Below are 14,629 nucleotides of genomic sequence, written 5' to 3'. Positions count from 1 at the left end.
GAAAGCAGTTGACGAATAGGTTATTACAATTAAAAACCACCAAGACACATAAAACAATTTGGGTAATCAGGAGTGAAAAGAGGGTGGGAGAATTTGGCACAGTTTTAACCGCTATGATTACGCCGTTCAAAACAGACGGTACTGTAAATTATGATGTAGCGGCAGAACTCGCAGCGTATCTAGTTGAGAACGGCACAGATACATTGGTGGTATGTGGTACAACAGGTGAATCTCCCACACTGAGTTGGGATGAGGAATACGAGTTGTTTGTTTCAGTATTGCAAGCCGTAGGAGGAAAAGCCAAGGTAATAGCAGGATGTGGTTCTAATTCCACCAAAGAAGCGATCGCTGCTACCCAAAAAGCAGCTAAAATAGGAGTACACGGTTCTTTACAAGTTGTTCCCTATTACAACAAACCTCCGCAAGCAGGTCTTTATCAACACTTTCAGGCTATAGCCCAAGCCTGTCCCGACTTCCCGTTATTGTTATATAATGTCCCAGGGCGTACCGGTCAAAATCTCAGTCCCGAAACAGTTGCCCGGTTAGCTGAGATTAAAAATATTGTTGGTATCAAAGAAGCGAGTGGAAATTTAGATCAAGCAAGTGAAATTCGCCGCTTGACACCAAAAGAATTTCACCTTTACGCTGGAGATGATTCTTTAACTTTGCCCTTGTTAGCGATTGGAGCGAAGGGTGTAGTAAGTGTGGCTTCTCATCTGGTAGGCAACCAACTACAGCAGATGATTCAAGCTTTTAGTGCGGGAAAAGTTGAAGTTGCCAGTGAGATTCATCTACAACTCTTCCCCTTGTTTAAAGCCTTATTTTTAACTACAAATCCCATTCCAGTTAAAAAAGCATTGAATCTTCAAGGTTGGGAGGTTGGTTCAACTCGTCCGCCGTTATCCGAAGCAGACTCGGAAGTCAGTCAAAAGTTAGAGGCAGTGCTGAACAAACTTGGTTTAATCTAGGTAGCAATTTGTCAAAGATTTGCTAGCTAATAGCCGATAAAAACCTATATGGAAAAAGGGCATAATCTTTGATAAATTTGCGCTACTGACGCTTATGCTATGACATTTATAGACATAGAATGAATCCTTCAGTCTAAAAAGTATTTTATTGAACAAACAATTGAACATCTGAATTAAAATTTAACTGCTTTCAGATAGAAAGTCGGTATTGTTTTTCATAAAAGCTCGCTAACTTTCAATTTATTAACACTAAACAGCAAAACAACAATCTAAGGAGAAAATGGCTAAAAACGAAGCTAACTCCGCCCTCAAAATTATTCCTTTGGGCGGCTTGCATGAAATTGGTAAAAATACCTGTGTTTTTGAATACGATGACGAAATTGTTTTATTAGATGCAGGTTTAGCATTTCCTACAGAGGCAATGCATGGAGTAAATATTGTTCTCCCAGATACAACTTATCTGCGGGAAAATCGCCACAAAATTAAAGGTATGATCGTTACCCACGGTCATGAAGATCATATAGGTGGCATTGCTTTTCACCTCAAACAATTTGAAATACCTGTAATTTACGGGCCCAGACTAGCAATGGCAATGCTAGAGGGTAAATTAGAAGAAGCAGGAGTACGCGATCGCACAGAATTAAGAAAAGTCCTTCCCCGTGATGTAGTGCGGATTGGTAAATCATTTTTTGTAGAATATATCCGCAACACTCACTCTATAGCTGATAGCTTTACTGTTGCTATTCATACTCCTTTGGGTGTGGTAATTCATACAGGAGACTTCAAAATCGACCATACTCCCGTCGATGGTGAAAGGTTTGACCTGCAACGATTAGCAGAACATGGTGAACAAGGCGTACTTTGCTTATTGAGTGATTCCACTAACTCAGAAGTACCAGGATTTACACCTTCGGAACGTTCAGTTTATCCCAACTTAGATCGGGTATTCAGCCAAGCTACTGGGCGACTGTTCGTCACCACATTTGCTTCTAGCGTGCATCGCATCAACATGATTTTGGATTTGGCGAAGAAGCACAATCGGGTGGTGACAGTTGTAGGGCGTTCAATGTTGAATTTGATAGCTCATGCCCGGAATTTAGGTTACATCAAGTGTGAAGACAACCTGCTGCAACCGTTGCACGCAGTTCGTAACCTACCTGACGAAAATGTGCTGATTCTCACCACAGGTTCTCAAGGTGAGCCAATGTCAGCAATGACCAGAATTGCCAACAAAGAACACCCCCACATCAAAATCCGCGAAGGAGACACAGTAGTATTTTCCGCCAACCCCATTCCTGGAAATACAATTGCTGTGGTGACCATCATCGATAAATTGATGATGCAAGGAGCGAAAGTGGTCTATGGTCGAGACAAAGGAATTCACGTTTCAGGTCACGGCTGTCAGGAAGACCAAAAGCTGATGATTGCCTTAACTAAACCCAAGTTTTTCTTGCCAGTTCATGGTGAACATCGGATGCTGGTGAAGCACTCAGAAACCGCTCAGAGTATGGGTATTCCCGCAGAGAACATGGTGATTATTCAGAATGGTGATATCGTCGAACTGACTGAAGACGCCATTGGTGTAGCTGGTAAAGTGCCATCTGGTATAGAACTGGTGGATACTACTAGTTCTGGCATGGTGAGTGCTAAAGTCTTGCAAGAAAGGCAACGCATGGCTGAAGAAGGTATTGTCACCATCGCTGCTGCTATTGATTGGAATGGCAAACTATTGGCAAAGCCAGAAATTCATTTGCGGGGTGTAGTCACAAGTGTAGAGCGATCGCTGCTGCAAAAGTGGGTACAACAGCGAATTGAAGAAATTCTCAGCGTTCGCTGGTCAGAATTTGCCGCTTTGACTGGTGAGCAACCAGAGGTAGACTGGGGTGGCTTACAAGGCACTCTTGAACGGGAATTGCAGCGTTCCATTCGTCGAGAATTGCAATGTCAACCTTCTGTGACTTTGTTGATGCAGATTCCTGATGAGCCACCTGTGAAAGTTGCTGACGGTAGAAGGCGGCGGACTCGGACTGCTGCTCAAGTGGCATCCTAGGGAAATTAAAATCAAGATTTCACAATCAAAGATTAAAGTAGCGCAATCTTCAGCCTGCTAACGCATAGAAAATCAGCTATACCTGAATCATGAAGCCTCTGATAAAGCCATCAGAGGCTTCATTGTGTCATCATTCGTCTATCCAGGAGAATTCCTTGGAGATAAACCAAAGCGGTTATCACTCTAATATTAGTTCGCTTCTTTTTAGAAATTCAAAAAATGGGACTGCCTTTACAACCCCCTCCTAACGGTCAGAGGTACTGACTAAAAAACAACCAAGGCAACCTGATATTTTTTCTTTGTGTCCTTTGCATCCTTTGCAGTTCGTTTAATAATAAGCATATTCAACTCGGTAAGCCATTACCTTCAGTGAATGAAAAGATAAACTAGAAGTAAAGTACACAAAGTCAAGGGCAACCCAAATCGCAGATGCTCAATTAAGGTAAGCTTTTAGCCTAAATCGGCGGCAGCTTCTACAACTATCAGGTTAGCAGAGGATGTTTTGAGGATTACCGCTCAAAGTTGCTACCGAGCCTATATTAGTGGCACCAGCGATCACTAGTAAATAGGGAATCGGATTTAAACCTAATGTTTGAGTCAAGCTCAAAGTTAAAGGTGTAAAAATCAGTGCTAGAGTGTCATTGAGAAAAAAGCACTAAGGATACCGCTACAAAGGTGAAAGCAATCAACAAGCCCAGAGGACTGCGAGTATAACTCAACAGTAGCGATAGCACTCGACTGAAAAACCCTGCATAGGATAAGTTGGCATTAACTACCATCATGCTCAACAAAAACACGATGGTGTTAGCATCAATGACCTGCCAAGCTTGTTGTAAATTCAGAACACCCAAAGCAATTAAAAAGGCAGATCAAAGCAAGGCAATAGTCGCCCTGTTCATGCGTAACCCAGGAATATAGCCCAATCCTAACCCCAGGTAACTTAGCCCTAAAATACTGTAGGTCGCAAATTGTAAGACAATCACGTAAAAGGGACTGGGGATTAGGGAGTAGGGATTGGGGAACTCGGGGCCCCCACGACCGAAAGGGAGGAGCCACTGCGTTGGACGGGTTCCCCGGCAGCCGCGCAAGTGGCGTTGGGGATTAGGGGGCAATGGGTTAGAACTCATAAAAATTACAGAATTTGTTCTGATCCCTTTCAAATGTTAGCCTTCGACTGCGTTCAGGCTAAGTTGAGCGAAGCCGAAACATGAGAATGCTTTCCCAGTACCCAGTACCCAGTCCTGAATACTTATACCTACCGAAAATATTACAAAAACTTGGTTTGTAACGAATTGTAAATTATAAACTAAAATCCGTCCAATGATAGATGTCTTTATTAAAATTTAAACTGTGTCAAGTTATGAACAAGATCGTATTATTACGCTACCGATCTGCGGGAAATTGCGATTAACTTGACGTAGTAATAAATTAGGTTCTGACTCAAGTGGCCATTCAGACTTCATATTATATCTCAGTCAGAACACGATTCTTCCGGTAAAGGTCGTTGCCACGTCGTACATATTCATCAGCAAGGTGAATAACCTCAATAACACAGAGGCTTAATCATGAAGGTATTCGATAATACCACAAAAAAGATTTTTCTTGCAAGCTGGGTTTTGATACATCAAGCAGAAACTAGCAACACCCATGTAGCCCACCTGCAAGGCCCCGTTTCCGGAACTTATGACATTCTCCAACCACTGCGACGGTGGGTAGACAACATTCAAGTGCGCGATCGCCAACTAGCTCACCGCTTATGTAAACTGATTCCTGCTCAATGTCCCTTTGAGCGTGATGTCAAAATATTTGGCAAAACCTTGTTTCACATTCCGCCCATGTGTAAACTCAACCCTTTATATGAAGAAGTAGTTGGTTTACGCTTTCGAGCGCTGTGCTATCTAGCCGATGAATGCGGCGAGGATGTATCGCAGTACTGCTAATAGCGAGTGCTGAGTGCTGAGTGCTGAGTGCTGAGGAGCCACTGCGGTCTTGGGGTTTCCCCAAGTAGAGCATGTGGCGTTGCTGAGTTAAAAGTTAGGAGTTTTATTTTTAACTCCTAACTTCTCACTCTTAACTCATAACTATTTTGCTACTATTTTTTCTGCCATTTTTGGATTGCTTCTTGAGCATCTTCATAAACGGCAGTTACTTCTGGAATTAAAGTTGCAGTTTCAATAGCCGCCGTGAGGTCTCCTTGATCAGCACGGTTTTTTGCTATGTCTAGAATTTTTTCACTCCAGTTATTAATCGATTTCTGTGCTAGGTCGAAGCCTGGTTGACCTTGTGGTACTTTCTTAGCTACTTCGATGGCACGATTATAAGTAGATGCTTGTCCTGGCTTAATTAAAGCATTAGCGGCATCCAAAAGCGTTCTGTTGGCTAGGTACTGCTTAGCCTCTAAACGCCACTGGTTAATTGCTGCTTGTGCTTTGGGATAAAGGGCTTCGTCTTTGGTGATTAATCGAGCAGCAGCGATCGCATTACTATACTGCCTTTGTTTGGCACGACCCTCTGCCAAATCTAAAATCATCCGGCTCCAAATCTGAATATTTTCTTGAGCTTGTTCGTAAAGAGGTTCACCTGGCTGAATTTCTTGAGCAGTGGCGATCGCTTTGCTCAAATCGCTAGCTTGAGTTTGTTTAAGTGACTTTTTCGCTAGGTCTAGCACTGCTTGGTTACGCTTTTTGGATTCGGAATTAGAGCCTATTTGGGCGGTAGTTTGGTTTTTTGGTGTAATTACTGGGGGTGTCTCGGAAATTGAGCGGACATTTGAGACATTATTAGGTGATGCTGGCGATATCTGTTTAGTTCTTAATAATTGTGCATGATTACGTAGAACCACTACGGAAATTAAAGTTACTACCAGCATAGTGCCCCCACCCCACAATAAGAACTGTTTCCACAATGCAGAGTTTGTCTGATTCTCTTGCAAGCGAGATACGTAAGGTTGAGGAACATTCGGCACAAACCTACCTCCACCCATCTCCTGAGATGGTGAGGCTGGTTGGGATGGCTGGTTAAAGTACTGTGTTGTTGATAAGTCAGTAGACGCAGCAAATTTTTGTTCCTCGAAGTTTTCGATTCCTGATGTCAAGTTCGAGGACTTTGCTGGCGCTGAAGTATCACTGAGGGTAGTTTTAGCCGTTTGGGCTTCTCCCCACATACCCAATTTTGGCAATTTGGCTGAAGTTATCGGGGATTTTGCTTCCAGGGAGGGGGCTGCAACTGCCACAGCAAAGGTTTGTTCTGGAAAAATAATTGGTTCTACTTCAGTGGGTTCGATTGTGCTGGGGATTTCTACACTATTGCTTTGTATTCCCAGATCAGGCAGAATGTCATGCTGGCTTGATGGGATGACCGTGACGGGGTTTTGTGTAGGACGCCAGTAATGTTGACATAATTCTGGAGTGAGAATAATGAGGTAGCTTTCTAAATCCGTCAAGCTATTACCTTTACCAGAACGCAAAGCTGCCAACAATGCTGCTGTAAAGAATCCGTGACCTAGTTCGCTACTTTCGCGGGAAAATTGGTCTGGTCGGCAAGAAATAATTGTGGCAAGTTGTAGTTCTTCAGCTAATTCTAGGGTTTCTTGCCCAGCAGGAGCATCGGCTTGACTACCAGAAGCGCGATTGATATCAAACAGCAGCAACACATTAAGTTCAGCTAGTTGCAGACTTTGCATCAGCGATCGCACTTCTATACCAGTTTCCTGTGCTAGTTTGGGATTTCCTTCCACTGGCATCAAGTAATCTTTGCCATCGTAGTTTACCCCATAACCACTGAAAAATAACCATAAATGGTCTTGCGGTTGCCAACACGCCGCTGTCAAATCCTCAAGTAACAAAAGAATATTTTCTTTAGTTGGATATGTAGATCTATCTCCAATTGGTGGTGAAGTATCTGTCATCAACAGACAGCGTTGGGGTGCAAAACCAGCCTCTTTAACCAAAAAATCTTTTAACGCCTCAGCATCTGCTTGGGCGCAACGTAAGGGTTGAAAGAACTGATATTGATTGATGCCAATAGCGATCGCCCAGTAATTTGCCATCCCGCTCTTTGTAGGTTGTGGTTTGGTTGCCTAAAATTGCGGTTGGCTTTGCTGAAAAAACAAAGCTAACCTATGTCTTATACTCTAGGAGATTCTCATCGAGCCATTAATTTTAAGTATTTTTAATGACAATCTATGCTCGGAAAATACTCGCATTAAATTTCATCAATCAGGAGCCATAAAGTCATGACCAGGAGTGTTGCTCACCAACTATCATGGATCATTCCCTTTCCAGTTATTAGCCAAATTGGCAAGAAGATCCGGATATTTCCGCTAATAGTTTTAACTTTTTCCACAGTGCCCCTCTGGATTTTGACAGAGACGCTCACACCGCAAATTGTGCAAGCTTATACAGCCAGAGTTGACTTGACTATTGACCGACTACCAGGTGAAAACTATGAAACCATACTGCGAAGAGCAGAAGCGACCGCGAGGGCTGCTGCTCAACGTAGCTTCGACCAAGATATTTTAGTAACAGATACTTCAATTATTGTTTCCGTACAAAATTATGGCGCGATCGCACCAGTTTTAGCATTAGAAGTCAGCCGCCAACAATGGCGCACCCGTCCCGATGCCCAACGTTGGGCAACTTACTTCAAAACAGCGCGATCGCTACTTGGGTTTGACACAGATCAGCCAACTACTAACCCAGGTCAGGCAGCTATTGTTATTCCCACAGCACCCACAACACCCACAGCACCCTCAGCAACCACAGCACCCACAGCAACCACAACACCCACAGCACCTACAGCACCCTCAGCAACCACAACACCCTCAGCAACCACAACACCCACAGCACCCACAGCACCCACAGCAACCACAGAACCCATAATCCCCGACATAGATCTAGGAGACCGACCCTGGTGATTGGACTTTTGCTAGTGATCCACACTAGTAGCAGGAAAGATAAGGGGGATGAGGAAGACAACGGGAATAATGACCATGCCCCATTCCCAATTCCCAATTCCCAATTTTGTGAAATTTTAAGTTGGTCGAGTTGATCGCTTAGAATAAAAAGGTTGTCAAGAATTGCGATATCCGCTATCATGGCTGTTCCTAAGAAGAAAACATCCAAATCCAAACGAGATAAACGTCGAGCTACCTGGAGACATAAAGCTGCTGTTGAAGCTCAAAAAGCCATCTCCCTAGGCAAGTCGATTTTGACTGGACGTTCCACATTTGTCTATCCAACTGCTGAAGAAGAGGAAGAAGAATAATTCCTCTTCAGTAAGAGCTAGACCACAAAACCTAATTAAGTCGATAAGAATTTGGTAATGAGTAATTGGGGACAATTACCATTACCTTGTACTTACGACTGATGATCAAATAATCATATAAAGAGTAAACTATCTGAAAATATAGGCTATTTGCTGGTCATTAAAAGGATGAAAAGTCTTTTTTTGCCACTCCCTATTTTTTAGTATTGATTTTTAAAGATAGTATGCCAGGTAAATTTTTTCAGAAACCAAATCAAACAGAAAGCGATCGCGTCCCTCCTGGTCAACATTTGGCTAAAGGCTTCCCCGTCTTAACCTATGGTGCAACACCCCAAGTCAGTACAGAAGATTGGGAATTTCGAGTTTGGGGTTCGGTCAAACCCATTATTTTTACTTGGTCAGATTTCATGACCCTACCTCAACATGAATTCACAGCAGACTTTCACTGTGTAACCCGCTGGTCAAAATTAGATGTTAAGTGGACGGGTATTAAGGTGGTAGATTTCATGGATTTGATTGAGGTAGACTCGGAAGCAGTTCATGTTATGGAACACTGCTACGGCGGCTACACCACCAATATTTCAATGGAAGACTTTGTACGGGAAGAAAATTTCTTTGCTTTCAAATTATTTGGTGAACCTTTACCAGCAGAACATGGTGGCCCGATGCGGTTAGTTGTACCCCATCTCTACGCCTGGAAAAGTGCCAAGTGGATCAATGGTTTGGAGTTTTTCAATCACGAGGAACTTGGTTTTTGGGAGCGCAATGGCTACCACCGCCGTGGTGAACCTTGGGCGGAGGAGCGTTACAGCAGTGCTTTTGGGTTTTAATTTACTTAGTGTCTTGGTGTCTTGGTGGTTAATATTTTGAACCACAAAGGCACTAAGACGCTAAGAAGAATTAACTAACAAGTCGTTTGAGTATGGGCAATATGCTTTTGTAAGGAGCATAACGCCAATTGATGTCTTGCCAAAATGAGTTTTGCAATACACTTTTGTAGTGTGAAAAGGTGTCAAAACTAGCTTTACCATGATAGCTACCAATACCGCTGTCACCGACTCCACCAAAAGGTAAAGATGAGACGGCAAACTGCATTAATGTATCATTAATACACACTCCGCCAGATGAAGTTTCCTGCAAAACTCGCTTTTCAAGAGTTTTATTATTTGTAAATAAGTATAAAGCTAAGGGTTTTGGTTGAGAATTAATTAAGGCGATCGCTTCTGTAATATCGCTGTATTCAATGATGGGCAGAATAGGGCCAAAAATTTCCTCCTGCATCACAGGATCTATTAAAGAAACTTGATCGAGCAGTGTTGGGGCAATATAACGTTCGGAATAATTCGTTTCTCCTCCAATGAGAATTTTACCATTTTGGAGAAAGTTTGTTAATCTATCAAAATGTTTTTGATTGATAATCCTTGCATAATCAGGACTCTTTTCTGGATTTTTTCCAAAAAATTCTTTTACAAATTTTTGCAGGACATTTACTAAATCTTTTTTGATTTTTTGATCAACTAAAAGATAGTCAGGTGCAATACAAGTTTGTCCAGCATTAAAAAATTTACCCCAAATAATGCGTCTGGCGGTATATTCAAGATTAATATCAGTATCTACTAAACAAGGGCTTTTACCACCCAACTCTAAAGTAACTGGTGTGAGATGTTTTGCAGCCGCTTCCATGACAATTTTGCCTACAGCTGTGCTACCAGTAAAAAAGATATAGTCAAATTTTTCGGCTAGGAGTTTTTGAGATGTCTCTACACCTCCTTCTACCACTGCAATATACTCTTGGTCAAAATATTTATTTATGATTTCAGCTATTAAAGCGGAAGTATGGGGTGCAAGTTCTGAAGGTTTGATAACTGCACAATTTCCTGCTGCGATCGCACCGATTAAAGGTGAGATGATTAAATTAAATGGATAATTCCAAGCTCCAATAATTAAAGCAACTCCCAGCGGTTCTGGATAAATTTTCGCTGAGTATAGGAAAAATTCTTTGGCAAGGGGTGCTTTTTTCGGCTTAGTCCAATTATTGATGTATTTAATAGCATTATCAATATCATTGATGACTCTAAATTCTCCAATGGAACTTTCAAATTCTGGTTTCTGTAAATCTGCTTTTAATGCTTGGATAATTGCTTGTTTATTCTCAACTAGTGCTTGTTTAAGAATTTTGAGTTGCTGAATGCGAAAGCTCACATTTTTAGTTTTACTAGTTTGAAAAAGCTCACGCTGTTTTTGGATAATATCAACAATATTTGATGATTTATTAGTAACCATATTTTAACTGTGTTAATAATATCTGGGTTGTGAATTTCGCTAGTGGTAATAGTAGTAAATTGAACTGCATCTACAGCTTTTAACCAAATTTGCTTGCTCAGGGGAAAAATTGCTGTATAACTCGTCAAAACATCTGCTAGGCTGTATTTTTACTGGTATTGAAGGGGGTAGCCATAGAGGATAATGCACTAGCAACTGCCCTCAGCCACGATTCTACCAAAGCATCAGTAATTAAATCTCCGAAAAACACCTGATATAGCTGTAGCAATTATGTCGCTCCTCACAGTTGTGGATAGTACTTAAACGGTGCGCCACCTATAAACTCCTCAAATAGGCGTGGAATTATATCATTAGCTATTTATAATGTCTAGTTTTAATGAAAAAATCAAAACTTTTATTATCTATCTAATACCAAGAACCAATAGGATAATTGGCGATCGCGGATTAATATAGCTTTAATATCAGACAAAATCGCCATTTATGCTTGTATAAATGAGAGGTAGTCTGATTTTTGCCTGTTTTGTACTTTAATGAGTACGATTATAAGCAACTGACACAGCATAGGACAATCACAACCTGAGGATTCCAGTTGATTCACAAAACCAGAACTCAGAAAGCTGATTTTAGCCAATCCTGCTGTCTTCTGACTTCTATTCTCTACTGATTGTCTACCTTGTAGTTGATGCAGTAGAGGTTACAGGGCAATTATGGTTGACATGAACCCTTTTATGCCCTAAACCCAGTTGTGGTGATGCACGAGTGCATTGCCTAATCAACAGCCTTTTGGTTGTAGTTGTCTGGATTAGAGAACCCAACTGTCAAAATTTATGGAAGTGAAAATGCAAGAACCAGAATTCACAGAAACCAAGTCCAAAGAGGCTACAGTGCCAGAGATTAACAGCCAAACCGGAACTATTACCAAACTTCAGCCTCCTGCACAGTCTCAAGATGAGTGGCTAAAATACGGAGAACAAATTTCTGGCTTTTTAGCGACTTTGCCCGAATATGTGGGAAACTTCTTCAATCAGTACAAGCAACCCCTGGTTAGCGTTGGTTTAATTCTGGGAGCAATTGTTGCCGTTAAGGTGCTGTTGGCGGTATTAGATTCTTTGAATGATATTCCTTTGATAGCACCAACTTTTGAATTGATTGGTATTGGTTACTCTGCTTGGTTTGTTTACCGTTATTTACTCAAAGCTTCAACTAGGCGAGAGCTAACTAATGAAATTACAACCCTCAAATCACAAGTTGTAGGTAAACAAGCTCCAGACGCTTAATATTTGAGCAGTTTTATTTTCCAGTAAGCCACCCTATAAGGTGTCTACCTTCCACTTTAAAATCATAACAGCCTGAGCAGTGGCAACCCCCGCTCAGGCTTTTCTCAAAATTCAAAATTTAGTCAACAGTCATCAGTGCTTATTGAGACAATTGCACAATACTTTGAGATGAAATTCTTTCCAATCTCCCAGTTCGTACTAAAGCTTGATGAATCATTGCAGCTACCTCAGCACGGGTAGCTTCTTTATTGGGAGCAAAAATTTTGGAATTGGGATAGTTAACTACAAGACCATTGGTTGTGGCAGCTGCTATCTTACCAGTGGCATACTTAGGAATATCTTGAGCATCTTTGTAAACACTTAAAATCTGAGATGGGGTTGCTGGTTCTTTGAGATTCAACCCACTGACAAGAGCAACCAACACTTGCACTCGTGAAATCTTTTGTTCGGGTTTAAAGGTTTTGTTAGGGTAGCCTTTTAAAAATCCAGTGTTAATAGCTCGGTTAATTGCTGGTGTTGCCCAGAATTTTGTTGAGACATCTTGAAAGGATATGATGGAATTATTACCCTCTTTTTCAAAGGCTTGTTCAAGTATGGCCGCAAATTCGGCACGGTTAACAGGTTGATTGGGTCTAAAAGTATAATCTGGAAAACCTTTTATTATACCACGCGAAGAGAGAGCATCAATAAAACGACCTGCCCAAAAGTCACTAGACACATCGTTAAATGCAATTGGTGGCGGAATGGTTGACTTTTGTTTGGCAGGCGAGACTAAAGGTAAAGGTGATGATTTTATTGATGACTCTAAGCCTTTCGAGAAACTCACAGGCGTTTGCGTCTTGTTTGACTCGATAGGAGCCACATTAGGAGATGGTAAGACCTGTCTAGGAATTACCTGATCAATTGGGGCTTGCATCGTGTCGGGTTCAACAACATCTGCATCTGGAGGCGATGGCAAAGTGTTGATGTTAGAACCTGGGTTTGGTTCTGACTTAGCAGTCGGGAATGGTGACGGCAGATTATTTGGTTGAACGTTAGCAGATGGAATTGGCAACGGTGACAGCACTTTGTTGAAGTTCCAGCCACTATCCTTACGGGAAAATGACCAAAATATAATCCCACCGATAGTAGTGAAGGCAACTAAAATGGCTATGAATTCATCAAAGCCAAGGGCACTTTCCCCAGATGACTCGCGATCGCCAGTAGGTCTGTTTGTCATCGTTTTTACCCTAGTAGCAATAAAGTTTGTGTCTAAACCAATTAAGCCACAAAATCAACTATGAAGTATGAAGTGTAAAGTATGACTGATAAAATATTCATCCTTTATCCTATCCTTTAGGAACGGCAAAGCCGTACATACTTCATATTTCTCATAACACTCGTAGTAAGCTGGGAATGCTATCTATCGCTGGCAAATCACGAATTTCTGCAAGGGCTTGGCGAAAATCGCCTTCTTTCACATCATGGGTGACAACAACAATCTCTGCTAGTTCTCCCTGAAAACCAGTTTGGACAATTGACTCTAAGCTAACGCCATAATTGCCAAAGGAAGTACCCAATTTACCAATCACTCCAGGCTGATCCTTAGTCAGGAACCGCGCATAAAATCGTGTCACCAGTTCGGCAATCGGGGCAATTTCAGAGTAATGTTGATGTCCACACCCTAACAAGGGATTTGGTTTGGCTGTACTAGTTTGGAGGGTAGCAACCAGATTTAAAATGTCAGAAGATACGGCACTAGCAGTTGCACCAGCACCAGCACCAGGCCCGAAAAACATCACTTGTCCGATGGGTTCCCCTTCCACCAAAATGGCGTTATTCACACCGTTAATGCTAGCCAAGGGGTGGGTTTTGGGTACTAAGGTGGGATGGACTCGAACCGAGAGGGGGGATGAGGAAGTTTTTTTAGCGATCGCCAATAATTTAATCACAAATCCCAATTTTTCGGCGTAGGTAATGTCTGTTTTGCTGACTTGCCGAATTCCTTCACAATACACATCTTGCAGATGGATGCGTCCACCAAAACCCAATGATGCCAAAATGGCAATTTTATCTGCTGCATCCAACCCATCTACATCAGCGGTGGGGTCAGCTTCAGCGTAACCTAATCTTTGGGCATCAGCTAAAACATCGCTGAAGTCACTGCCTTCTGTTTGCATCCGGGTGAGGATGTAGTTAGTTGTACCGTTAACTATGCCAGTGATTGCTTGAATGCGGTTAACACTTAAAGATTGCTTCAGGGGTTGAATCACGGGTATACCACCACCGACGGCGGCTTCTAGCATGACATATACGCCGGCTTGATTAGCAGCGGTGAAAATTTCTGCCCCAAAACGAGCGATCACTGCTTTGTTGGCAGTAACTACATGTTTACCATTGTTGATTGCTTGTAGAATCAGCGATCGCGCCGGTTCTAGTCCCCCCATCACTTCAACAACTATATCCACCGCCGGATCGTTGACAATTGCTTCTAAATCTGTTGTGATTGCTCCTGCTGGCAATTCTACAGCACGGGGTTTGGAGAGCGATCGGACTCCCACCCGATATATTTCTATTTCCTTTAATAACGGATGACGCCCAACTACATCTTGTAGTAACTGCACCGTACCCGTACCTACAGTGCCTAATCCCAATATTCCTAGCTTTATACCCACAAACTTTGCACCCAATTTCACCAATAACAATTGTAGGGTAGGCTGTTTGCCTACCCTACTGATTATCCTTTGTCAGTTGTCAGTTGTTAGTTGTTTTGTTCTCTACTACTGACTACTGACCACTGACCACTT

At 42.1% G+C, this 14,629-nt stretch carries 10 protein-coding genes and 2 pseudogenes; 7 read left to right on the top strand and 5 right to left on the bottom strand.

What is annotated here, in order from left to right; genetic code table 11:
* The first annotated feature begins 83 nt into the window (after window positions 1-83).
* Together dapA and I8748_RS24435 are read left to right on the top strand one after the other, a co-directional pair.
* A complete protein-coding gene (dapA, locus tag I8748_RS24440; RefSeq protein WP_198127130.1) occupies window positions 84-968 on the top strand; it encodes a 4-hydroxy-tetrahydrodipicolinate synthase in 885 nt (294 codons plus the stop codon).
* A 280-nt stretch (window positions 969-1,248) separates the two neighbouring features.
* Window positions 1,249-3,018: a ribonuclease J gene (locus tag I8748_RS24435; RefSeq protein WP_198127129.1), complete on the top strand. Its 1,770-nt coding sequence runs from the start codon at window positions 1,249-1,251 to the stop codon at window positions 3,016-3,018.
* Window positions 3,019-3,511: 493 nt separating this feature from the next.
* Here I8748_RS24435 and I8748_RS24430 read toward each other — a convergent pair.
* Window positions 3,512-4,001 (bottom strand): annotated as a pseudogene (locus I8748_RS24430) (SLC13 family permease); the annotation flags it as partial.
* A gap of 582 nt (window positions 4,002-4,583) precedes the next feature.
* Between I8748_RS24430 and I8748_RS24425 the strand changes: the two are divergent.
* The gene (locus I8748_RS24425) at window positions 4,584-4,958 is read left to right on the top strand and encodes a Mo-dependent nitrogenase C-terminal domain-containing protein (protein ID WP_198127128.1); all 375 of its coding nucleotides are present in this window, start codon (window positions 4,584-4,586) and stop codon (window positions 4,956-4,958) included.
* A 152-nt stretch (window positions 4,959-5,110) separates the two neighbouring features.
* Here the strand turns inward: I8748_RS24425 and I8748_RS24420 are convergent, their stop codons facing one another.
* Window positions 5,111-7,066 (bottom strand): caspase family protein, encoded by a 1,956-nt coding sequence (locus I8748_RS24420; RefSeq protein WP_198127127.1) that lies wholly within the window; start codon window positions 7,064-7,066, stop codon window positions 5,111-5,113.
* A gap of 186 nt (window positions 7,067-7,252) precedes the next feature.
* Here I8748_RS24420 and I8748_RS24415 point away from each other — a divergent pair.
* The 3 genes and pseudogenes from I8748_RS24415 to I8748_RS24405 form a co-directional block, all read left to right on the top strand.
* Window positions 7,253-7,759: pseudogene (locus I8748_RS24415) on the top strand (hypothetical protein); the annotation flags it as partial.
* A gap of 353 nt (window positions 7,760-8,112) precedes the next feature.
* Window positions 8,113-8,283: a 50S ribosomal protein L32 gene (rpmF, locus tag I8748_RS24410; RefSeq protein ID WP_096558475.1), complete on the top strand. Its 171-nt coding sequence runs from the start codon at window positions 8,113-8,115 to the stop codon at window positions 8,281-8,283.
* A gap of 224 nt (window positions 8,284-8,507) precedes the next feature.
* The gene (locus tag I8748_RS24405) at window positions 8,508-9,113 is read left to right on the top strand and encodes a sulfite oxidase-like oxidoreductase (RefSeq protein WP_198127126.1); all 606 of its coding nucleotides are present in this window, start codon (window positions 8,508-8,510) and stop codon (window positions 9,111-9,113) included.
* A 70-nt stretch (window positions 9,114-9,183) separates the two neighbouring features.
* Here I8748_RS24405 and I8748_RS24400 read toward each other — a convergent pair whose 3' ends face one another.
* Window positions 9,184-10,566: an aldehyde dehydrogenase family protein gene (locus I8748_RS24400; protein ID WP_198127125.1), complete on the bottom strand. Its 1,383-nt coding sequence runs from the start codon at window positions 10,564-10,566 to the stop codon at window positions 9,184-9,186.
* 839 nt (window positions 10,567-11,405) lie between these two features.
* Between I8748_RS24400 and I8748_RS24395 the strand changes: the two genes are divergently transcribed.
* Window positions 11,406-11,843 carry a CAAD domain-containing protein gene (locus I8748_RS24395; protein ID WP_198127124.1) on the top strand — a complete coding sequence of 146 codons (438 nt, stop codon included), beginning with the start codon at window positions 11,406-11,408 and terminating at the stop codon, window positions 11,841-11,843.
* Window positions 11,844-11,982: 139 nt separating this feature from the next.
* Here I8748_RS24395 and I8748_RS24390 read toward each other — a convergent pair whose 3' ends face one another.
* Window positions 11,983-13,062 (bottom strand): S-layer homology domain-containing protein, encoded by a 1,080-nt coding sequence (locus I8748_RS24390; RefSeq protein WP_198127123.1) that lies wholly within the window; start codon window positions 13,060-13,062, stop codon window positions 11,983-11,985.
* Window positions 13,063-13,213: 151 nt separating this feature from the next.
* Window positions 13,214-14,497 (bottom strand): homoserine dehydrogenase, encoded by a 1,284-nt coding sequence (locus I8748_RS24385; protein ID WP_198127122.1) that lies wholly within the window; start codon window positions 14,495-14,497, stop codon window positions 13,214-13,216.
* Window positions 14,498-14,629: the final 132 nt, after the last annotated feature.

Source organism: Amazonocrinis nigriterrae CENA67, assembly GCF_016056305.1.
Classification (GTDB): Bacteria; Cyanobacteriota; Cyanobacteriia; order Cyanobacteriales; family Nostocaceae; genus Amazonocrinis; species Amazonocrinis nigriterrae.
The sequence above is the reverse complement of the archived record's forward strand: the minus strand, read 5'-3'. Positions and strand labels throughout refer to the sequence as shown.